The sequence below is a fragment of the Collimonas fungivorans Ter331 genome (assembly GCF_000221045.1).
Classification (GTDB): Bacteria; Pseudomonadota; Gammaproteobacteria; order Burkholderiales; family Burkholderiaceae_D; genus Collimonas; species Collimonas fungivorans_A.
Genome location: NC_015856.1, coordinates 1,018,437 through 1,041,338, shown reverse-complemented (window position 1 = coordinate 1,041,338; position 22,902 = coordinate 1,018,437). Strand labels below are relative to the sequence as shown.

16 protein-coding genes and 1 tRNA gene are annotated in these 22,902 nt (G+C 57.5%); 7 read left to right on the top strand and 10 right to left on the bottom strand.

What is annotated here, in order from left to right:
• The first annotated feature begins 19 nt into the window (after window positions 1–19).
• On the top strand, window positions 20–763 hold the full coding sequence (locus CFU_RS04545) for an amino acid ABC transporter permease (RefSeq protein WP_014004865.1): 744 nt from the start codon (window positions 20–22) through the stop codon (window positions 761–763).
• A gap of 66 nt (window positions 764–829) precedes the next feature.
• Here CFU_RS04545 and CFU_RS04540 read toward each other — a convergent pair whose 3' ends face one another.
• On the bottom strand, window positions 830–4,138 hold the full coding sequence (locus tag CFU_RS04540) for a UvrD-helicase domain-containing protein (protein ID WP_081466408.1): 3,309 nt from the start codon (window positions 4,136–4,138) through the stop codon (window positions 830–832).
• Window positions 4,135–6,870, bottom strand: a complete 2,736-nt coding sequence (locus CFU_RS04535) for a PD-(D/E)XK nuclease family protein (RefSeq protein WP_041741297.1) — start codon at window positions 6,868–6,870, stop codon at window positions 4,135–4,137. The genes CFU_RS04540 and CFU_RS04535 overlap by 4 nt, the downstream gene beginning before the upstream one ends.
• Window positions 6,871–7,206: 336 nt before the next feature.
• Here CFU_RS04535 and trxA point away from each other — a divergent pair, with 336 nt between their 5' ends.
• From trxA to CFU_RS04505, 6 genes are all read left to right on the top strand, one after another.
• Complete coding sequence (gene trxA / locus CFU_RS04530; protein ID WP_014004862.1) at window positions 7,207–7,533, top strand: thioredoxin TrxA; 327 nt, start codon at window positions 7,207–7,209, stop codon at window positions 7,531–7,533.
• A 104-nt stretch (window positions 7,534–7,637) separates the two neighbouring features.
• The gene (gene rho / locus CFU_RS04525) at window positions 7,638–8,900 is read left to right on the top strand and encodes a transcription termination factor Rho (RefSeq protein ID WP_014004861.1); all 1,263 of its coding nucleotides are present in this window, start codon (window positions 7,638–7,640) and stop codon (window positions 8,898–8,900) included.
• A gap of 247 nt (window positions 8,901–9,147) precedes the next feature.
• Window positions 9,148–10,440 (top strand): MFS transporter, encoded by a 1,293-nt coding sequence (locus CFU_RS04520; protein ID WP_050808470.1) that lies wholly within the window; start codon window positions 9,148–9,150, stop codon window positions 10,438–10,440.
• Window positions 10,441–10,671: 231 nt separating this feature from the next.
• Window positions 10,672–10,941 (top strand): type B 50S ribosomal protein L31, encoded by a 270-nt coding sequence (locus tag CFU_RS04515; protein WP_014004858.1) that lies wholly within the window; start codon window positions 10,672–10,674, stop codon window positions 10,939–10,941.
• Between the two features lie 233 nt (window positions 10,942–11,174).
• The gene (locus tag CFU_RS04510; RefSeq protein WP_041741295.1) at window positions 11,175–12,893 is read left to right on the top strand and encodes an ArnT family glycosyltransferase; all 1,719 of its coding nucleotides are present in this window, start codon (window positions 11,175–11,177) and stop codon (window positions 12,891–12,893) included.
• 87 nt (window positions 12,894–12,980) lie between these two features.
• Window positions 12,981–13,067 (top strand) — tRNA-Leu (locus CFU_RS04505).
• Window positions 13,068–13,191: 124 nt separating this feature from the next.
• On the opposite strand, the gene CFU_RS04500 is transcribed toward CFU_RS04505, so the two are convergent.
• The 8 genes from CFU_RS04500 to CFU_RS04465 form a co-directional block, all read right to left on the bottom strand.
• Window positions 13,192–14,814: a YecA family protein gene (locus CFU_RS04500; RefSeq protein ID WP_014004856.1), complete on the bottom strand. Its 1,623-nt coding sequence runs from the start codon at window positions 14,812–14,814 to the stop codon at window positions 13,192–13,194.
• A 52-nt stretch (window positions 14,815–14,866) separates the two neighbouring features.
• Window positions 14,867–15,667: a hypothetical protein gene (locus tag CFU_RS04495; RefSeq protein WP_148264758.1), complete on the bottom strand. Its 801-nt coding sequence runs from the start codon at window positions 15,665–15,667 to the stop codon at window positions 14,867–14,869.
• Between the two features lie 354 nt (window positions 15,668–16,021).
• On the bottom strand, window positions 16,022–17,068 hold the full coding sequence (locus CFU_RS04490) for a porin (RefSeq protein WP_014004854.1): 1,047 nt from the start codon (window positions 17,066–17,068) through the stop codon (window positions 16,022–16,024).
• 18 nt (window positions 17,069–17,086) lie between these two features.
• Complete coding sequence (locus tag CFU_RS25110) at window positions 17,087–18,151, bottom strand: haloacid dehalogenase-like hydrolase (RefSeq protein WP_274377024.1); 1,065 nt, start codon at window positions 18,149–18,151, stop codon at window positions 17,087–17,089.
• Window positions 18,152–18,397: 246 nt separating this feature from the next.
• Window positions 18,398–19,081 (bottom strand): DUF2968 domain-containing protein, encoded by a 684-nt coding sequence (locus CFU_RS04480; RefSeq protein ID WP_014004852.1) that lies wholly within the window; start codon window positions 19,079–19,081, stop codon window positions 18,398–18,400.
• Between the two features lie 148 nt (window positions 19,082–19,229).
• The gene (locus tag CFU_RS04475; protein WP_041741289.1) at window positions 19,230–20,597 is read right to left on the bottom strand and encodes a sigma 54-interacting transcriptional regulator; all 1,368 of its coding nucleotides are present in this window, start codon (window positions 20,595–20,597) and stop codon (window positions 19,230–19,232) included.
• Between the two features lie 96 nt (window positions 20,598–20,693).
• Entirely contained in the window at window positions 20,694–22,382 is a 1,689-nt protein-coding gene (locus tag CFU_RS04470; protein WP_014004850.1) for a TadG family pilus assembly protein, read from the bottom strand.
• A 43-nt stretch (window positions 22,383–22,425) separates the two neighbouring features.
• Window positions 22,426–22,884, bottom strand: coding sequence for a DUF3613 domain-containing protein (locus CFU_RS04465; protein WP_041741287.1), 459 nt, complete (start codon window positions 22,882–22,884; stop codon window positions 22,426–22,428).
• Window positions 22,885–22,902: the final 18 nt, after the last annotated feature.

Below are 22,902 nucleotides of genomic sequence, written 5' to 3'. Positions count from 1 at the left end.
TTTCTTCTCAATAACACTTATGGATTTTCGCTGGAGCATCATACAAGGCTACGCGCCGCTATTCGTCAAGGGCTTCTTCATGACGGTCCAGGTCGCCGTGATCAGTATCATCATCGGCACCATCCTCGGTCTGTTGCTGGGCATGCTGCGTCTGGCCGAAGTCAAGCACGGTCCCTGGAAATGGCCGTTCCGCCTGTTGAAAGGGCTGGCCAGCTTTTATGTCGCCTTCTTCCGCGGCACGCCGCTGTTCGTGCAGATCCTGCTGATCCACTTTGCGGTAATGCCGGTGCTGATCCACCAGGACAACGGCCTGCTGATCTCCGGCGAGCTGGCGCGCACCATCAAGCAAGACTACGGCGCATTCATTTCCGGCATCGTCGCCCTGTCGCTCAATGCCGGTGCTTATATTTCAGAGATTTTCCGGGCCGGCATCCAGTCTATCGACCGCGGCCAGTCTTATGCGGCGTCCAGCCTCGGCATGGGCTACAAGCTGACCATGCGCTACGTAGTGCTGCCGCAGGCGTTCCGCCGCATGCTGCCGCCGCTCGGCAATGAAGCCATCACCCTGCTCAAGGATTCGTCGCTGGTATCGGCCATCGGCCTGGCCGAGCTGGCTTATGCGGCTAGGACTGTTGCCGGCGCCTACTCGCGTTATTGGGAACCGTACATCACGATTTCCGTGGTCTATTTCGCCATGACCATGATACTGGCGACGCTGGTTGGGCGGCTGGAACGAAAATACGCGGCGCCTCACCATCGTTGATTGCAAGCCGGCGGCCCGATTCGGAAAACCCTTATTTTTTCAACGAAAATAAGGGTTTTTTAATGGCTAGTCGATTTCCGACAAACGTCCATCGACAGTCAGCAAGGCGGTACGCAAACGCTTGTCGCCGAACACTCCCTGCGCCGCCTGCCGGTAGCTGCGCAACTGTGCTGCGTACGCCGCGCGCTCGCTGTCGAGCAGATTGCGCTTGTAGTCCAGGATCCATACCTCTTCCTCGAAGATCACCACACGGTCGAAACGCAGCACGGCATTGTCGGCGATGATTTCCATTTCATTGCGCGCATGCAGGTGCATGGCCGGATTAAAGAAATGCTCCAGCTCGGCTTGTCCCAGGATGGTCTGGGCCTGCCGCCGCACCTGCTTTGCCAGCGCCGGAGGGCATGGCAGCCAGCGCGCAATCGTTGCCGCCTCAGGCAGCACTATCGGCCAATGTCCGTGCTGGGTGACTCTTTCCAGCAAACCGTGCAAAGCGATACCCTCGGCGATTGCCTCGCTGTCAAAGGTGGCAGCGATGACGGATTCGGCCGGCGGCATTTGCGGCGGATCGAATATTTCCTGCTCAAATCTTTGTACGCTGCCGGTGGCCGAAGCGTGTTCCGCGACGGCGTCGAAACTGGTCTCAAGTACATGTTCCAGCCGCGCATACCAGCTGTCCTCCGTCACGCCGCCGCTCCTGCCGGCGACACCGCTGACGATCAGCAGCTGCTTGGCGCGGGTGGTGGCGACGTACAGCAAGTTCCAGTCTTCCTGCGTCTTGAAACCCTCTTCCGCCGCAAACAGCGGATCGCGCGCGGCACCGCGTTCGGCACTGCTGCCGAACGCGGAAAAATGCAGCGGCGCCTCCGCGTCCTGCGGCCAGTCGCACAGGATGCCGTAGTCGTCGCGCGCCGGTTTGCTGTGATTGGCGTCCAGCAGCACTACTACCGGCGCTTCCAGTCCCTTGGCGCTGTGCACCGTCAGGATGCGCACGGCATCGGTGGCGGCATCGATGCTGGCTTCATCAGGCGCATCGCCGCCGGCGGCGTTTTGCAGGCCGCGCAGGGCATCGATGAATTTCGGCAGGCTGGGATAACGGCCGGCATCCATGTTCAGCGCCAGTTCGACAAAGGTTTCGATGTTGCCTATGGCCTGGCTGCGCGATAAAGGCGAAGCCGCCTGCGCATAGCGCGCCAGCAATTGGCCCTGGTGCAAAATCACGTCGAGCAGGTCGTGCACCGGCAAACGCGGCGCCGCCTGCAGCCATTGTTCCAGCAAGGCGGTGGCGCGCTGCAGCGCCGGCGCCGCGTCCGCGTTTGCCGAGGCAGCCCGCAGGCGCGCCCACCAGCCGCGCTCGCCGCGCTGCGCCAGCGCGATCAGGTCGTCGTCGCTGGCGCCGAAGATCGGCGATTTCAGCACATGGCCGAGCGCGCGCGCATCGTCCGGCGTGATCAGGAAAGTCAGCAAGGCGATCAGATCGGAAATCTCCAGCGATTCCAGCAAGCCGCCACGCTTGTCCGACATGAACGGTATGCCAGCCGCGCGCAGCGCGCTTTCGTAGGCGCCCAGATGGCTGCGTTTTTTCACCAGCAGCATCACGTCCGACCAGCGCAGCGAACGATCGCCGTGCTCCTGGCGCACCGTCAGTTCTTGCCTGGCGCGCCACAGCGCTTGCGCCAGCTGCCTGCCCTCGTCGCGGCGGCGCGCGTCTTCCGATTCTTCGCGCGCGGTTGTCAGCGGATTGCGCAAGCCTTGCGGCTGTTGTTCCGTCTCATCGTCCGCTTGCTGGATCAAGGGCAACCGCCAGACCTCGCCGCCGACTTCGCCTAGCGTGGTTTGCGCCGAAAACAGGGGATTGGCGTAGAAACTGGCGTTCAGCACATCCACGATCGCCGTAGCATTGCGCCGGGTCTGGTTGGCTTGCAATACCGTGGCGCCCTGCTGCTGCAACAGCGTGCGCGCGGCCTCGAACACCCTTGGTTCGGCGCGGCGGAAACGGTAAATCGATTGTTTTGGATCGCCGACCACAAACACGCTGGGCTGGCCGGCGTCTTCGCCGTAGGCGCTCAGCCAGGCGCGCACGATGCTCCATTGTAGTGGGTTGGTGTCCTGGAATTCGTCCAGCAGGATGTGCTTGTAGCGTGTATCGAGCCGGCTTTGCAGGTAAGCCGCGCTTTCCGGATTGGTCAGCAAGCGGTAGGCTTGCCATTCGAGGTCGGCGAAATCGAACACCCGCTGTTCCGCCTTCAGCGCCTGGTAACATTCCAGATAGGCGTTGCCGACGCTGAACAGGTGCTGGTTCAAGCTGAGCACAGTGCGCTCGTGGCTGCGTTTGCGCAGTAGCTTGAGAGTGTCGCCGGTGGCGTCGAATTGCGCATCGAAAGCATCGAGGGCATTGCCGCCCAGGCTGTTTTCCAGCGCCTTCAACAAATCCTTGGCCTTGCCGTTGCTGCGCGGCTTGCCGGCATCGTCGAAAAACTGGTGGCACAAGGCGTCGAAATTCACTACTGCGGCGCCCGCCGTCAGCGCCATTTCAATCGCGGTAGCGCGTTTCTGGTTGGTGGCAGAACCCTGCCCCAGCAACCACGCAATCTGCTTGACCTGCGACAGGAGTTTTTCGTCGTCCCATAATGACAGGCGCGCATCGATTTCAGCATCTTCGCCGCACAGCTCGCGCAGCCACTGCAGCGGCGCATCCACGCCCTGCTGGATCACGGCCCACCATTCGGCGCGTTTATCGATGAACGCGTTCAGCAATTTCCTGGTGCTGAAATCGCCCACCAGCTGGTACAGCGCCAGCAGATCCTGCCTGACCTGGCTGTTTTCCTCATCGTTCAGCGACTGCATGAAACGCAGGTAAGCGTCGGCCAGCAATTCACCGGTTTTCTCGGTCAAGGCATAACCATGCGGCACGCCGGACGCCAGCGGCGCAATTTGCAGCAAGCGCGCGAACCAGCTGTGGAAAGTATCGATCGACAGGCTTTGCGGACTGGCCAGCACGCGCTCATACAGATCGCGCGCCGCAGGCAGCACTTGCGCCAGGTCGTGCTGGGCGATGCCGCGTTCCAGCAGCAGCTGGCGCACCTTGGCGTCCGGCTGCAAAGCCAGGTCGTGCAGCAGCTCCAGCAGACGCTCGCGCATTTCCTGCGCGGCCTTGCGGGTAAAGGTGATCGCCAGCAGTTCCGACGGCGCGGCGCCGGCCAGCAGCAGCCGCAGCATGCGCGCCACCAGCAGCCAGGTCTTGCCGCTGCCGGCGCAGGCTTCCACCACCACCGAATGTTGCGGATCGCAGGCGGCATTGGTGAAGTCCTGGGCCGCGACTACTACGCCGTTCATTCGATAGGCGCTGGGCAGCTCAGCGTGCACAGATTCGCTCATTCCCAAGCTCCCTTGCGACACAAACCGCGCACATCGCAATACTGGCAAACCGATGCCACGCCGTTGGCCGGCAGGCCGACGCCGCGCGCAATCGCCTGCACATTGACCGAAATCTGCGCGGCCAAAGCGCGTTGCGCTTCGTCATAGTCGGGAGCGCTGACATCGCCGACCTTGTCTTTAGTGGTTTCCAGCGCAACGTAGTGCGCCGCCGCAACCGGACGGTCCGACAGCAAGCCGTAGAACGCCAGTTGATGATCTTCATGGTCTTTCAGTTTTTTATTCAGCACGCCCAGGTTGTTGGTCTTGTAATCCAGCACCGCACGCTCGCCGGCGTCGTTCTCGTCGACCCGGTCAATCCGGCCGTGCAGCATCAGTTCGCGGTCCGGCAGCGCCATCGGTTTTTCATAGGCCTGCTCGCCAAATACGAAAGACCAGCCTTGCGCTTCATGCTCATTGGCCCAGACGACATAGGCCGAAATGACTTTTTGCCAGCGCGAGTAATAACCCAGGGCTGCTGCGTTTTTGGCGATGACGCTGTCGAACAGTTTTTTTGAGATATCGACCAGCAAGGATTCGCGCTGGTCCAGCGGGCATGGCTGGTCGCGCAGGGTTTCGTGGTAAGTCTCCAGGATTTCATGCAGCCAGCCGCCGTAGTCGCGTTTTTCCGGCAAGTCGGACAGCTCGTCCAGCGATGCCAGGCCCAGCATGCGCCTGGCGAAAAATTGATATGGACAGGCGATAAAGCTGTTGTAGGCGCTGGCCGTCAGTCGGCTCGGCGTCAGCTGCGGCGCTGCCGGCGCCGGCATGGTCGTAGGCGTGGCCAGCAAGCTTTGCGATGCAATCGCCGCCCGCCGTTCAGGCAGCGCCGGCGCCTCGCTGCGCGCCAGGGTCAGCTGCAGGCGCTGGATCCAGGGGCTGACCGGATTCGGTTCACCGTCCTTGTGCGCCTGCCACGACAACACCACTTGCGGATTCATCGCCAGCAGCTCGACCACGTCGCGCAATTGCTGGCGCTGCCGGCTTTCGCGTGTCGCCAGGCCCAGCTCGCGCCGTACGGTATTGGCAAAAAACAGCGTCTCCTGCGGCTGCGACGGCAGGTGATCGGCGTCGGCGCCCACCACCAGCACGGCGTCGAAGGTACGCAGGCGGGCGCCGTTCAGCGGCAGCATCACCACCCGGCGGTCATTGATGGCGCTGATGAAGCTGGTGTCGTCGAGCTGCAGGTTGACCAGCGCACGCCATTCGGGAAAGGAAAACAGAGCCGCAAAATCGTTCCCCGGCGGAGCAATGTTCTGCAGCAGCTGCAAGATCTGCTGGCCGGCCGAATCCGCGCTGAGCGCCGCTGAGATGCCCAGGGCGTCGAGCGCCGCTGCGGTAGCAGCTATCCAGTCGCGCAGATTCTTGCGGCCGCTGAACAATGCGGCTTGCTGCGCCAGCAAAGCTACCGTCTTTTGTTCCGCCGGCGCTGCGGTCAAGGCATTGATCACCGCGCGCCACTCGCCGAGCACGTTGGCGCGCCGCAGCAGCAACTCTATCTTCATCACCAGCGCCGACTTGTTGGCGACGCCATCCTGCGCATCGTGCAGCAGGCCGCTGGGCGCTTCATTCAGCACAAACGGCGATTTCAGCAAATCCAGCAAGGCAGTGGTTTCACCGCGTGCGGTGACGACATCGAACCAGGCTGAAATCGCGGATGCGGCGCGCGTGGTGGACAGCTTCCAGCCGGTTTCGTCGGCCACATGGATCTGCGCCCGTTCCAGCAAGGCGCGGATGCGCCGCGCCACGACACGATCCTGCGCCACGATCGCCACGCTAGACTTACCCTCCCGCAGCCAGTCGATCACCATCTGTGCGCCTTGCACCGCCTCATCTTCGACGCTGCGCGCAGCGCACAATGCCAGCGCGGCCGACACTGCATGGCCACCGATTTTCCCCTCAGGATTTTCTTCGTCTGCCGCCGCCTCCACCATTTCCGGCCAAGCCTGGGCATAGGTCGGCAGCAGTGCTGGCGCGCGCCAGTCGAGAGTGATAGTCAGCACTTGCTGGCGCCTGGCGTAGGCGTCGAGAAAAGCCTGCTCCAGCGGTTCCGGCGCTACCGAACTGATCCAGGCCATCGGCTGGCTGGCGTTTTCCGCGATCTGCAGCATTTGCGCGAAACGCGCGGCGATCGCATCGTCGGCGTCCAGCTGGCTTTTCCAGATCGACCACACCAGCTGCGTTTCATCCGACAGCAGCTTGCGCGCATCCGGCGACAGCTGTTCCAGCGCATGTTGCCAGCGCTGCTCCGGATCGTTTGCTGCATCGATGTGCAAAGCGGGCAGCAAGGCTTGCGTAAGCTCGTCTGATAACGCTAACAATGTCTGCGCCAGCGGCAGCAGGTCGGTATTACGGCGCGCTGTAAATAATTTTTTCAGCCAGCCGTGCTGGCGCAGTTCGGCATATAGCCGCATCAGCCGCTCGCTGGCAGGCAGCACATTGGGCAGCGGCGGCAAGGTCGCCAGCCAGCCGGACAGGGTAAAGAATTGCGGCGGCACGAAAGTCCCGCCCAGCTGCGCGCTCAAGGCCGCTTTCAGCGGCTGGGCGTGGGCAAAGGTGGGCAGCACCACGCGCCATTGGGCGAAATCGCGCTGGCCCTGGTCGCCGCTGGCCTGGCGGCAGGCTGCCAGCAGAGCACGTGCAGCATCCGGCCAGAAGTTGGCGGAGGGCACGGTTTTTATGGATTCTAAGGGCATGTGGCTCACTGAAAGGACGGCCAGCGCCGCCTTGCTACTAGTATGGATGCTCTCGCATTTTTGCAACAATTAGCTATCATTTTATGCGAGCCTCCGGAAAAACAAGCCTCAAATAATTACATAATCAATTACATAAGCCACACATTTTCATAAAATCGGTTATGATTTAGCGAATATCCCGCCGCAATACCTCTTACCGCACCCACAAAAACTTGAATTCGCGCACGGCATCCCCACTTATTCAATAGAATAGGGAACGCCGATGGCAGCCACCAAGCAGGAATGGTAAGTCGTCTTGGCACACATTGATTCTTTTTCCCTCACACTGAGGAAACCATGAGCGAACATATTAAACATACTTCCGACGCAACTTTTGAAGCAGACGTACTCAAATCCGACAAGCCGGTCCTGGTCGATTTCTGGGCTGAGTGGTGCGGTCCTTGCAAGATGATCGCCCCGATCCTGGAAGAAGTCGCCAAGGAATACGGCGACAAGCTGCAAATCGTCAAGCTGGACGTCGATTCCAACCAGGCAGTGCCTGCCAAGCACGGCATCCGCGGCATCCCGACCTTGATCCTGTTCAAGAACGGCGTTCCGGCGGCACAGAAGGTTGGCGCGCTGGCCAAGGGCCAGTTGACCTCCTTCATCGATTCGAATATATAATAAGAACCGTGGCGGTGCGCCCGCACCGCCACTAGTGTTTTACTAACTACACCACGCAGTTCCCTCCCCCACCCAATATTTCCCATCCCGGGACACTCATACCTATGCATTTATCTGAATTAAAGGCGTTACATGTCTCCGCCCTGCTAGAAATGGCAATCGGCCTCGACATCGATAACGCAGCGCGTTTGCGCAAACAAGAACTGATGTTCGCGATCCTGAAAAAGCGCGCGAAATCAGGAGAACAGATTTTCGGCGACGGCGCCCTCGAAGTCCTGCCTGACGGCTTTGGCTTCCTGCGCTCGCCCGACGCCAGCTACATGGCGTCCACCGACGACATTTATATCTCGCCTTCGCAGATCCGCCGCTTCAACCTGCACACCGGCGATTCGATCGAAGGCGAAGTGCGGACACCGAAAGACGGCGAGCGCTATTTCGCACTGGTCAAGGTCGACAAGGTCAACGGCGAATCGCCGGAAGCGTCGAAGCACCGCATCCTGTTTGAAAACCTGACGCCGCTGCACCCGAACAAGCCGCTGCCGCTGGAACGCGACATGCGCGGCGAAGAAAACATCACCGGCCGCATCATCGACATGATCGCGCCTATCGGCAAGGGCCAGCGCGGCCTGCTGGTAGCGTCGCCAAAGTCCGGTAAATCGGTCATGCTGCAGCACATTGCGCATGCGATCACCACCAACCATCCAGACACCGTGATGATCGTCCTGCTGATCGACGAACGTCCGGAAGAAGTGACCGAAATGCAGCGCTCGGTGCGCGGCGAAGTGGTTGCCTCCACTTTCGACGAACCGGCCACGCGCCACGTGCAAGTCGCCGAAATGGTGCTGGAAAAAGCCAAGCGCCTGGTCGAAATGAAAAAAGACGTAGTGATCCTGCTGGACTCGATCACCCGCCTGGCGCGCGCCTACAATACCGTGATCCCTGCCTCCGGCAAGGTGCTGACCGGTGGTGTCGACGCCAATGCGCTGCAGCGTCCGAAGCGTTTCTTCGGCGCCGCCCGCAACATCGAAGAAGGCGGTTCGCTGACCATCATCGCCACTGCCCTGATCGAAACCGGCAGCCGCATGGATGACGTGATCTACGAAGAATTCAAGGGTACCGGCAACATGGAAGTCCACCTGGAACGCCGCCTCGCCGAGAAACGCGTGTACCCGTCGATCAACCTGAACAAGTCCGGCACCCGCCGTGAAGAATTGCTGATCAAGCCTGACCAGCTGCAAAAGATCTGGGTGCTGCGCAAGCTGCTGTACAGCATGGATGAAATCGAAGCGATGGAGTTCATCCTCGACAAGATGAAGTCGACCAAGAACAACGCCGAGTTCTTCGACATGATGCGCCGCGGCGGCTAATCAGAATCAGTCATCGTAAAAGCCTGGTCCATGCAAATGGACCAGGCTTTTTTCATATGCAGGCTGCGGCCAAGATCGGGCGCTCAAAAGCTGGCGTTGCCATGTGAAGCGGCTGATCCGTGAACTTAGGCGGCAAACCGAGGCTGCAAAATGTTGCATTAAGAAAACTATAATTTATTTACAAGGGAGAGCGCCACAACACGCTAAATGCTATGCTTGCGAACCTCCTATTTCGCAACGGCACATCATGGCGACAACTCAATCCAGCCAATCGAAATTCGGCACAGTCCTGCGGGTTACCAGCGGTAACTTCATGGAGATGTTCGATTTCTTCCTGTTCGGCTTCTACGCAACCTACATCTCCAAGACCTTTTTCCCGGCCGGCGACGAATTTGCTTCGCTGATGCTGACCTTCATGACTTTCGGCGCCGGCTTTCTGATGCGTCCGCTGGGCGCCATCATCCTCGGCGCCTATGTCGACCGGGTCGGCCGCCGCAAGGGCCTGATCACCACCCTGGCGCTGATGGCGCTCGGCACCATGCTGATCGCCTTCGTGCCCGGCTACGCCAGCATCGGCTATGCAGCGCCACTGCTGGTGCTGATCGGCCGCCTGCTGCAAGGATTCTCGGCTGGCGTCGAACTGGGCGGCGTCTCGGTTTACCTGTCTGAAATGGCAACCCCGGGCCACAAGGGCTTTTACGTCAGCTGGCAGTCGGCCAGCCAGCAAGTAGCGATCATCGTCGCCGCGGCCCTCGGCTTCGGCCTGCAAGTGTGGCTGCAGCCGGCGCAAATCGCTGACTGGGGCTGGCGCATCCCGTTCTTTGTCGGCTGCATGATCGTGCCGGTGCTGTTCGTGATCCGCCGCTCGCTGCAGGAAACCGAGGAGTTCATGGCGCGCAAGCACAAACCCGCCATGCGCGAGATCCTGCGCTCCATGGTCGACAACTGGGGCCTGGTGGTGGCCGGCATGATGCTGGTGTCGATGACCACCGTTTCGTTTTACCTGATCACGGTCTACACGCCGACTTTCGGCAAGAGCGTGCTCAAGCTGACCACCATCGACGCGCTGGTCGTGACCTTCTGCGTCGGCATTTCGAATTTCATCTGGCTGCCGGTGATGGGCGCCCTGTCCGACCGCATCGGCCGCAAGCCGCTGCTGCTGGTGTTCACCGTCCTGACCATCCTCACCGCCTATCCGGCCCTGTCGTGGCTGGTGGCCGACCCGACCTTCCAGAAGATGCTGATGGTCGAATTGTGGCTGTCTTTCCTGTACGCCAGCTACAACGGCGCGATGGTGGTGGCGCTGACCGAAGTCATGCCGGTTGAAGTGCGCACCGCCGGCTTTTCCCTGGCCTACAGCCTGGCGACCGCGATTTTCGGCGGCTTTACCCCGGCAATTGCAACCGGCCTGATCGAATACACCGGCGACAAGGGCGCGCCTGGCATGTGGATGACTGCCGCAGCGATATGTGGCTTGTTTGCAACATTGTATTTGTATCGCAAAAACGGCAACCAGACCCCTGCCGCTGTCAAAAACTAAGGCCGCCTTGGGCGGACGCCATGTTCGCCCAGGATAAATACCAAAGAGACAATACTTCAGAATAGCCGCCAATTGTCCCCAAGGCACTGATTTCATTCATTTTTTCCAGTCCGCGCCTGGATTTATTGTATAATCTGCGGTTTTCCACCCCCGGCAAGTGATCGACAATCGGGTCAAGAAGCAAGACGACCGACGAAGTGATTGATTGGCTACCACACAATTGAGGCAATTATGAAAGACGGCATTCACCCAAATTACCGCGAAGTCCTGTTCCACGACGTTTCGAACGATTTCAAGTTCGTTACCCGTTCGACTATCCAGACTCGCGAAAACATCACTCACGAAGGTAAAGAATATCCTTTGGTGAAGATTGAAGTTTCGTCGGAATCGCACCCGTTCTACACCGGTCAACACAAAATCGTCGACACCGCTGGCCGTGTTGACAAGTTCCGCAAGAAATTCGGCGCTGTCGGTTCCAAGACTTCGATCGCAAATACTTAATTCGATCGCTTGTTCAAAAAGGCAGCTGCGGCTGCCTTTTTTTGTTTATCGAGACAGGCAAGAGGGCAAGAGTCGACGCCGCCTGCTGCACTGCAGCTAACTCTTGAAGAAATCGTAAAGAAGTGTATGTCTTCTTGAGAACAGCAAGAACAAAAACTACGCTCAGTAATAGCGCAGTAATCCGCTATCCGGCACAATACCCAGCAATTCAACATTGATCAGACGCCATTGTGATGAAGCCCGTCCGCCTTCCCGCCTCCGCCACCAGCGCACTGCCACGCTGGGGCCTGTGGGCGCTGGGATTGCTATACATACTGCCCGGCCTGATCGGTCGCGATCCGTGGAAAAATGAAGATGCCTCGAGCTTCGGCATCGCCTGGACCATGGCCCACGGCAGCATCGCCGACTGGCTGATGCCGAATATCGTCGGTTTGCCGATGCCCGGCGAAAGTCCGCTGACTTACTGGATCGGCGCCGTTTTCATCAAGCTGTTCGGCTGGCTGCTGGGCGATCCGCTGGCAGGCCGCCTGCCGGCCGTGGGCTTCTTCCTGGTCGGCTCGCTGTCGGTCTGGTACGCCACCTACCTGCTGGGGCGCCGCAGCGAAGCACAACCGCTGCGCCTGGCCTTCGGCGGCCAGCCTGAACCCCAGGATTTCGGTCGCACCCTGGCCGACGGCGCTTTCCTGATTTATCTCGGCAGCCTGGGCCTGCTGCTGCAGAGCCACGAACCTACCGCCAAGAGCTTGCAGGTCGCGCTGGTCGCCTTTTCAATCTATGTTGCGGTGCGCCTGTTCGAAGCGCGCAGCCTGCGCAGCGCTGCCGTGCTCGGGCTCAGCTTCGGCCTGCTGATCCTGACCCGCGGCTGGCTGCTGCCGCTAGCCATGCTGTGCGGCTTGCTGACGCTGGCGCTGATGCGAGAAAAAGCCATCGCCCGCGACATGCTGCTGGCGACCGTGCCGGTCACGCTGCTGGTTGCTGCGCTCTGGTTCATCGTCAGCTGGGCGCTGCTGCCAGGCGCGTCGGCCCGCTTCGCCGTTTGGGAAGTCATCAACCTGCGCCAGCTGAGCTGGCCGACCTGGACCGCCTTATCGTATTACTTTAAATACGGCATCTGGTTCGCCTGGCCGGCCTGGCCGTTTGCCGGCTGGGCGGTGTATGCCTGGCGCCAGCAGCGCTCGACCTTGCATATCGCCTTGCCGCTGGCGTTTTTCATCAGCCTGACGATCATACTGCTGCTCAATCCGCATCCGGAAGAAGGCATCCTGCTGCCGCTGCTGCCGCCGCTGGTGATCCTGGCCGCATTCGGCCTGCCGACCATGAAACGCGGCGCCATCAACGCCGTGGACTGGTTCTCGGTGATGACCCTGACCGCCTGCGCAGCATTCATCTGGCTGGCCTGGATCGCCAAGGAAAGCGGCTGGCCGGCGCAAATCGCCAAGAATGTCTACAAGCTGGCGCCCGGCTTTAAACCGGAATTCAACCTGATCGCGCTGGCGATCGCCCTGCTCGGTTCGGTGTTCTGGATCCTGCTGGTGAACTGGCGCCTGTCGCGCCGGCCGGCGGTCCTGTGGCGCGCGGTGGTGCTATCTTCGGGCGGCGTGATCCTGTGCTGGCTGCTGCTCACCACCTTGTGGCTGCCATGGATCAACTACAGCAAGAGCTACGCCGGCGTGGCGGCCCAGATCGACGAGCACCTGCCGGCCGTCAAGCAATGCGTGGATACCAACGTCGGCCCGGCGCAGCGCGCATCGTTCGCCTATTTCGGCGACATCCCGTTCGGCGAATACGGCCAGCCGCACTGCGATTTCCTGCTGTACCAGGACAATATCTCGGTCAAATCGGACGATGCGATCTGGCGTGAATTCCAGGGCAACTGGAAACTGCTGTGGACCGGCCGCCGGCCATCGGACCGTGATGAGCGGTTCCGCCTGTACCAGCGGGTCAGCAACTAGTCCCCGCCCAACAGCCTGCCTGCGGGAAAATTGATTGATGCAACTATTGATCGGACCGCGGAAACCAGTCATAATAGCGGACGCGTTGCCGAGATGGCGGAATAGGTAGACGCACGGGACTCAAAATCCCGCGCTGGAGACAGCGTGCCGGTTCGATTCCGGCTCTCGGCACCAACAGACATAAGGCTTTCAGAAATGGAGGCCTTTTTGTTTTGCTCCGCAAATCAGCGCTTGCTCCGCAATTTGCATGTTGTCATATGCGCCTAGACTTCGTAATTCGAACTTAAGAGCCATCGCCTTATAAGACGACATCATCACGATTACTCACTGTCGACTCGCGCTGGGACACGTTTGCCATCGCTGAAATCGCCATTCGCTCGCAATACATGCTTGCCAACGTCGGCTGATCTAAATCAACCAGCATCGCCTTATCCATGACAGGCGCCATGAATTCAATCAACTTGTCCTTTGACGTTTTTTGATAGGTTCTGAATAAAAAATCATACATCTCAAGCGCATTATTTACTCTTGTATTGCGCTGTCCGACAACTCCAAAAAAGGTATCCGGATGCCTGCGCCACGCTGCCATCTCCAAATCTGACAATGGCATTTTACAGAGCGCAACGCTGCCTTCTTCAAGAGTCATCACACACATCGCGGTCTTTTCCTGTTCGATCACCTCAGCCGAAGACAAAGTTCCAACAATAAGACCTCCGTCGTTGTTTGGCAATTCGTACCGCTCACCAACTATCAATCTGTGCTTGTTTTCTCCAAATGCAAATTCGGGGATTTCTCCATCAAAGGTTGCGGGGATTTCTGAATGATCCTGCATTGACTGAATCAAATCGAGCATTTCAACGTGTGCGTCCCTGACGGTAATCGCCTGGCGCAATGTATCAAATTTCCAACCTTCACTTAGTTCAGGTATGTGAAACGAGGTAGTTAACACAATTGACCGTGGAGCATCTTGATCTAGATGATGCTGAAAAGGAGAATTCGTAACCAGGATATACGCTGATGGAAGCAATTTCGATGCCGGATCGGTTCGTTCGTACATTCGCAGACGGTCGCGGGCGCTTGCCATAAACGCGGGCAGGGATTCATCCCTTGCATCATCCGGCATATTGATATCAATGAAGACAATCCGTTGATAGTTTGCCTTTTTTCTTAACGCGCCTTGTAGCAATCGAATCAAACGGGGTCGAATCTCCGCCCCTCTTCGTTTCGCCTCGACCGAGAATTTCTTACCGGTTTTCTTGTACGTAGCCGTAAACTCGCAGTGTGTTGAGCTACGGTCATCTTCGTTCTCAAACTCCAACAGGAATCCAGCTCGTATTAACATTCCCGCGACGGATACCTCATATCTGGCACCCTCGAAATTATCGAGGTTCTTCAAACGGCCTAAAAGTTTCTCCTGAAGCTCGACGTTATGATCAAGTGCATAGAGATCATATGCAAGCTGTAAAAAGGCCGCGTAAGCTCCGGTCAACGGGCCGCTAGACACCTTCCCAGGTTCAGTGATGAATTTTCGCGAATGCTCATAAACCTTCTGGTACCAATGGGTTATAGGGTGCCGCTGTTCTAACGGTTTTGTGACCTCCCCCTTCCACCAATCAGGGGACATTGTTGCTTTGATGTATTCAATTAAAAAATCATGAAAAGTGTTCCAGTTTCTCGACTGAAATAGCCGGTTTCTCACAGCCACCATACGTGTCCCATTCAATTCAGCCGATATGATGGGGGCGCCAAATCCCTGCTGACGCTCCCGTTGAACCTTTGCAGCATCCGCTTGCGCCAGAACGTGAGGCACACTTTCCATCACACGGGCAATACGATCAAGATGTTCAACGGAACCATGGCATTTTTTGTACTTTTCCCCGCTCTTGCATGGGCAGGGATCATTACGCCCGATTTTCGCCATTTAACATCCTTCAATTTTCGTCACTATTCAATTGATCATCTCACTGATCATCTCACTCGACTGAGACGCTTCCTCGGAGTCCGGCTTTAAGCATCTCGTCAACTGCCTTCTTCAGTTCGGGGATCATCTTGTAAGAAACTTTCCGAATTCGGACTATCCGGGATCCCGGCCGCAACGCGTCGCTCCGATGAAAAGTGTGATTTAGTGGAGGCGGGATAGTGAAAACTACGCAGTAGCCGCCACAAATATAGACGAAATCAAAAGTCTGATCATTCTTTTTACGAGAAAATGGTCTCATCAAAAAAGCAATGACCTGATCATTGTCGGCTTTAATTTGTACGACTTTAACCAATACTAGTTTTTGCCAATTGGCAGGTATTGTATTTCCAAAAATCCATAATCGAAGACCCTCCTCAATGTAGTGCGGCACGACGGCCCACGTAAATTCGGGTAGGGTTGACACCACTGCTCTCCAGAAAATACTCAGAAGGGAAAGGGCTAATTGATCAGCCTTGGCCGCAATTCGGATCGAATCTGGTCCATCGACGAGAATTGAATTCTTCTTTCTGGGATATAAAATATCTTTTAAATAGTCCTCGAAGTTTATTTTTATTCTATGTTCGCAGCTGGCACAAAGCATCGGTTCTTTCCAATCCTCCTGTGACTGATAGGCCGGATCCGCTCCACCATCGTGGACAATCATTCTTCCTTTCGGTGATTTAGATTTGAGGAAAATAAAACGCGGAATGATGTGAGATTGGCGCAACGGACCAACATCGCAAACGTTGCCGAGACATAGCCGACACTTTACTGGGTTCCTAGCTGCGCCACCATTCTGCTCGAGTTCGCTCATCTTTAGCCTCATATCCCGATTGTCTAGTGCAACACTTTGGCTCAATCAGTAGCTATTATGAGGGAGTGGATGACGCTTCGATAAATAAAAGAAACGAAATATTTCGCAAGTCGTTTACGCGAATATATTGCTCCGCAATTCCATCAACACCCGCGTCAATGTTGGCTATTCGAAGGACAATATATCTAAAATTGCGGAACAATATTTAGCGCAACCCTTTGATTATTAATGTTGAAACTATAGACTCAAAATCCCGCACTGGAGACAGCGTGCCGGTTCGATTCCGGTTCTCTGCACCAACAGACATAAGGCTTCCAGAAATGGAGGCCTTTTTGTTTTGCGTCAACAATATCGTCAGAACTGGTGACGCACACCCGCCATCACACTAGCGCGCGACTTGATGAAATCGGTGACGGCGCCGCTGGCGTCCTTGGTCGTTGGAAAAGCATAGACGTCAAACACATTGCTGGCATAGCCTGCGTCGACCTTGCTGTAATCGGCCTGCAGGTAGACATTGGTGCGCTTCGATAACTTGTAGTTGAACATGCCCACCACAGTACGTTTATTGCCGTCCTGCTCGCGCTGGCGATCGTAATAAAAGCCCCCGTACAGCTCCACCGCCGGCGTCATCGCATATGAAGCGCCGGTCGCCCAGACATCGTTCTTTTGCGGCGTCAGGTCGCTGCGGTGGTTCAGGTAACTGAGAAACAGCTTCAACGCACCGATCGGATAATAACCGCCGGCGGTCCATACCTTGTGATCGGCCACGCCCTGGGCATCGTGGGTCTGCTGGTAGGCGGCGCTGACGGCAGCCTGCCCGAACTCATAGGCAAGGCTGCCGCCCAGCTTGTTGCCGTTGCGGTTGCTGCCGGCCTGTTCGCCGAAACCGTACATCAGCGAACCCGACACCGGCCCCACCTTGTACTGGTAAAACAGCGAATTGTCCCAGCGGTTGCCGCCCGTGTAATTGTCGTAGATGAAACCCGATTCGTAGACATTGGCCCAGCCGAACGGTTCATTGGCAAACTCGACGTTATACACCGGACTGTAATGGCGCCCGACGGTCAATGTCCCCAGCTTGCCCGACAAGCCGACCCAGGCCTGGCGGCCGAACAGGCGCCCGCTCTGGGCAGCTTTGCCGGTATCCGGCTCGAAGCCGTTCTCCAGCGTGAAAACCGCCTTCATCCCGCCGCCCAGGTCCTCGCTGCCCTTCACGCCCCATCGGCTGCCGCTGGCGCCGCCGGACGTCAGTTCGAGCAATTTATCGCCGGCGATATTCTGGTTGGTGCTGTAACGGATGGCGGTATCGATACGGCCGTAAAAGGTGACCGACGACTGGGCGCAGGTCGTCTGGCTGGCCAGGGCGGCGACGCAGCCGCCCAACAGGAAGCGTAGTTTCATGTGTTCTCCGGGATGGATTTATTGAATGGCGTCGGGGGTGACGACGATCCAGTTCTTGTCGGCCGTGACCGGCAGGCCGAGCTCTTTCTGGCGTGCGGCATTCTGCTGCTGCATGCCGTTCAGCTGCTGCATGTATTTGTCCTTGCGGTTGACCCAGACCCTTACCCCACCCTTCTCGACATCGGTCTTGTGGAACAGCATCGGACCGTCGCTGACCGGCGTGTCGCCGGCCACCAGGATCGGACGTTTCCATTCATCGATATAGGTGCTGATCGCTGCCGGCTTGCCCTGGAACCAGGTGAGCGGCGCCCACAAGGCCGGAGTCAGCTCGTAATCGAGCAGCGCATCGGGCTGGTATTTTCCCTGGGTCACCAGCTTGCGCACCGTGGTGACTTCAGCCGTCTTGCGATTCTTCAGCAGCATGCTGACGCCGATCACATTCTGCGGCTTGACGTTATAGCCGTATTTGGGATCGGCCAGCAGCATGCGCGCCAGGTCCTCGCTGGCGGCGCTGATCACGTAGACCTCAATCCCGCTCTGCATCAAGGCCTGGTACAGCTCGCGCATGCCGGTGAACAGCCGGGGCGCTTTCACCTCGCTCGACTTGAGCTCGGCGCCTTCGTAATACCTGACAGGGATCGGTTTGCCATATGCCATCAGCTGGTCGACTTGCACTTTCAGTTCGCGCAATGTGAAGCCCGCGAACACCTGCGCCACCCACGGGTAGCAAACCTGATCGTCGATCTCGCACAGGCGCTGGTAGTAGCTGTAGAGGCTTTCCTTGAACTGCGGCGTGTCCTTGAATGGAATCAGCCTGAGCGACGCCGGCAGCTTGTTTCGCGTTATCAAGCCCTTCATTTCCATGAAGGGCAGCAGCGACTCTTCCAGGTCGTAGCGATAGCTGGTGTTGTCCATATCGAACACGGCGAACGCGCCCTGGTTGGCGTTAGCTGTGATGGCCGTCTTGAGTTTCTCGGCCGCTGCCGCGGGCCAGTGGTCCAGTACGATTTCCGCCTGAGCGAGGCAGGACGCCGCGCATAGTGTAAGACCAGCCCACCACATTCTTGCCTTGTTGTTCGCCATACCATTCCCCCTCAAATGATCTGCATTCGTGTCCGAAGACGTACCGGAGTCGGCAAGGCATTGTGGGATTGATGATTTGACGCGGATTGTAGGCAGGCGACGTGAAATATAAAAGACACGACAAACGCAAATCCATGCGCGCCGGGCGCCTGATGGAAGAAGACAGAACTGCCAGGCAAAAAAAAATCGGGATGCGTCCAATGTTCGCGTCCCGATGTATTTCCTGCCGCGGCATGCGCCGCCGGATTATTTCTTGCTGGTCTTGGCGTCGCCGTAATTGCTGTTATCCAGTATGGTCTGCTGGGCTTCCAGCGTGCGGATACGGTTTTGCAAGCCGCGCAACTCGTTGCGAGCCGCTTGTTGCTTGTTGCTCAGCAGCTGCGCTTGCTGGCGCGCCTGGTCCTGCTGGACGCTAACGTTCTGTTCCTGCTGCTGCTGCACCACGAGATCGTTTTGCAAGGCGTTGAGGCGGGTTTCCTGGGCTGCAATCAGCTGTTCGGTGTAGGTCTTCTCCGCTTCCAGCTTGATGCGGCGGATATCCACCTCGGCCAGCTTTTCGGTCTGGCCGACAAAACTCTTGTAGATCTGCTCGGCTTGCCCATCCGACTGGGTTTTTACGACACGCCAGAAATTCTTTTGCTGGAACAGGGCGACATAATAAGTACGGCTCTCCGGCTTGAACAGCAGGCTGGCGCCGTAATTGCCGTTGTAGGTAGTGCGCATCTCGCTGATGCTTTGACTCTGCATCAATTGCTGCAATTCGCTGATGGTGCTGTTGGCCGCAGGCTGAGGGGCAGTGGGCGGAGTAGGTGAAACGGCGGTCGGCGCGGAACTGGCGGGCGCCGGCTGCGCCAAGGCGTTGACCGATAAACCGGCAATGAGCATCCCCAGCCCCAAACCGCGGACTGCATTGCGTACATTTACATTCATCCCCTGATTCCCTTCGCTAACATTAATTTAGTCGATATTAGACAGCATGTAGGCAATTTTATCTGCAATCCTGTTGTTACTGGGCATTGTTTTTACCTAAACCACCATCGTTGTCAATTTATCACATCTATTTGTGTACTTATTGTGATTACTCAGCCTCGCCCACTGCCTCCGTATCGGCAATCTGGAACTTGCGCATCTTCTCCCACAACACCTTGCGGCTGATGCCCAGCGCATGTGCGGTATCCTGGCGCCGCCAGCCGTTGGCGTCCAGCACCGAGAGAATCCGGCTGCGCTCGGCCAGGTCCCATTTCTTGCGCACCGCCGTCAGGTCGCTGCCCTCGTTGACGCGCTCCAGGGTGCCCAGCTTGTCGAACACTCGGTCGATGCGGACCCGGTCCCAGACGCCCAGCTGACGGTAGATGATGCCGACCCGCTCCGCCACATTGCGCAGTTCACGCACGTTGCCCGCGAACTTGGCCGCCGCCACCAGTTCCAATAGCCAGTCCGGCGGTTGCGGGATCTGCTCGTAGGTCTGCGCCAGCAAGGTACTGAAAATCGCAATCTTGTCGACCCTGCCGCGCTCTTCCAGGTTAGGCACGCGCAGTTCGATCACCGCCAGCCGGTAATACAGGTCGGCGCGGAACATGTCTTGCTGCACCTGTTCGCGCAGGTTGCGATTGGTCGCCGCCACCAGCCGGAAATCCAGCTTGACCTCGGTTTGCGAACCGAGCCGGGTGACGGTGCTCTGTTCCAGCACACGCAACAGCTTGACCTGCTGGTACAAGGGCAAGTCGCCGATTTCATCAAGGAACAAGGTGCCGCCGTCGGCCTGCTCGAAATAGCCCTTGTGCGCCAGCAAGGCGCCGGTGAATGCGCCCTTGGCATGGCCGAAAAACAGCGACTCGAACAAGCCGTCCGGAATGGCGCCGCAGTTGACGGCGACAAACGGCCCATGGCGGTAGCGGCCGTGCCGCTGGTGCAAAAGCTGGGCGATGCGTTCCTTGCCGACGCCGGTCTCGCCAATGATCAGCACGCTTGATTCACAATCGGCAAAGGCCTCGGCCTCGGCCACCAGGGCCTGCATGCTTTCCGATTGCGCGATCAGCGGCTGCGGCGCGCGATCGGCGCCGGTGCTAGCATGCAGCTCGGAAGCCAGGCGGAACACCAGCTTGCGCAATTCGGCGCAGGTAAAGTCAAGCATCAGGATGTGCGAATACTCGACCGGATACACGCGCGGATTGGCGGCGCGCCCTACTTCAGCCACCCAGATCACCGGCATGCCATGCGATTTTTGCCAGGCGTCTGCGGAAAACTCGGCCTGCTCGATCACCGTCACCGAAATCACCGCCAGCGACGGCCGCGACGCTACTTGGTCGCGCGTCACCGCCATGCCGTCGGCACGGATCACCTCGATATCGAAACTCGCCAGGCATTGCGAAATCCGGTCGGCAATATCGGACTTGCCTTCCCAGATGTATATATCGAGACTTTCTTGCAAAGGTTTGTTTTGCATGGTTATTTCTTTTCTGTCTTTATCGCTCAAAATTCGCGTAGGCAGGACGATCTGACATACATCGATTTTGTTATCACAGCATTCTCATCATACAATTCAATAAACCAGTTTCACGTTACCGCAGCTGATAGAAGAGACTTTGAGTGTGCTTTGCCCAACGCCGAGTCCCAATGACGAGAACAGCGAATCAAGAATGCCGCCAACAAGGGACAAAATAGGATTTAATAGAATATCCAGAGCGCTTAAAATCGGATTCAATAAACTGAGGAGTCCTCCAAAAACAAAGTTCCCAGGCTTGAGAACTCCCCCTAATATGCTACTCAAGGAAGAATTCACAGTTTTGCTACTCGGAAACGGCGCATTCAATGTCACCGGCGTACTGGAATTGGACAAGGAAGCGTTGATTCCGAGGCTCACCGTCGGAATACCAAGAATACTAATTACGTTGACCTGATTTGCCGGTTTAGATACGTCAGGACAAGACGTTAATGGCACACTAGTGTCAGTCTGCCCGTTCGCCAAACAAACTTCGGCCAGACCCGTCTGTACATCAAATGTAGCGCTTTGAGGTGCACTACACTGCAAACTGTTGAGTGTGGCTTTGCCCGGAGCAAGATCAACGTAAAGCGGGAGATTAAGCAATCCCGGTACACTGAGGTTGAGATTCAGTCGCAACTGGGCCGAAGTTGCTACCGCACCTTTGCCACCGATAGCCATCTGCGGCGGCTCAATCAATTTTAATCTCAGCCCAGCGACTCCAGGTATGCTTGCCCCTAAATCAAGAAAATTATTCTTGTTGGCGACCTGCAAAGTGCCAACACTCAACAAATCCAAAACATTAATTTGCGTATCCAATGCAGCAACTCCATTAGCCGCAACCAAGTTCAAAATACTACCGATGGTCAGTTTCGCATTACCTAATGTTCCAGTTGTCAATTTCAGCAATTCCGTCTGCAAAGCAGCCAAATCTATATTCCCTATCTGGGTTGGCGAAAGAGCCTGTATGGTTGCATTGACGAGTTGCGCCAAGGTTACTTGGGCGTTTGCCACTTGATCAATCGTGCCGACATCCACATTGAGGTTTGCCAGCACTTGCAATAACGAAACCTGCGCTCCAAGCAATCCGTTGTACGAAACCAAAGACAAACAGATATTGCTGCCTAGAAGACCGTTGAGCAGAAGCGCAGATAACGAACCGTCAGGAGTACATAGAGAGAGCAGCCCTGTCCCCAGAGAAAATGCCGCTGTTGGATTGCTGCCGGAAGCAATCGCCTGGCCGCTGATGGTGCGTGAACCCAAACCAAAAAATGCAGGCACGGTCTGTGCAACCACTACCTTCACCGCATTCAGGCTGGTCCCGGCAACCGGAGCAGCAAAATAGTTTGGCGCCTGGGCCGCATTGGCGACCGGATCCCAGCGGCCGCAGGTTACCGTGATGGCATTTGACATCTGGTTAGGAGCGGTTGTCGCAAAGCCATTGGCCTGAGCGTTGCCTATGGCCGCCAGCACCGCCTTATCGGTCGATACACATGTTGCCGGATTGCCCAGCGGGGGTGTAGTGGCCAGCTGCAGCGCTCCGGCCAGCGCCGCCAGGTCGGCTGTTTTTTGCAAATCGCGCTTCATGTAAAACACATAGCCGATGTCGATCGACGATGCCAAAATGAAGACAATGGATAAAAATATCGCCACCATCACTATTATCGAACCGCCATGGCGACGCACCTCGCGCTGCCGCGGAAGCGCAGCTGAGGAATAATCAACCATGGTGGCAAGAAATGCATTCATGCGGGTTAGCGTTGCTTTGTCATGGTTATCCGTATGGAAGTGTTCAATTTGAACCTTCCTTCGATACCGATTTTTTAAAGAATTCGGGCAGCGGATACCTGAAGCTATCCAGGTAACGCTGCCAGCTGACATCCGCTGTCGCCCCCAGCATCGGCAGGCGGGGGCCTGCGACACGGCCGTCGGCCTGCGCCTGCAATAAAGTATGGGTGACATCGCCTATGCGTATTCTGGTTTCCGGGCCGGCCTGCGCCGAGGTTTGCGACGGCTGTACGGGTGCAACGGCCTGGGCCGCGGCAACAGGCGGTTGAACCGTTGCTGGCGCGCTGACCACTGCAGGCTGCGCCGCTGGTGCCGGTGCAGTGTTGGCGGCAACGCCGGGCTCTTGCAGCAGTTTGCCGGTGAGCGGCGCCATATTCTGCGCATGCACGATCCCAGCACCTGCAAACAATGCAGAGCCGACCAGCAACAGGATGTATGGACCGAAGATTCCTTGCGCTTTCATTTGTCGACCTCTTGGGCA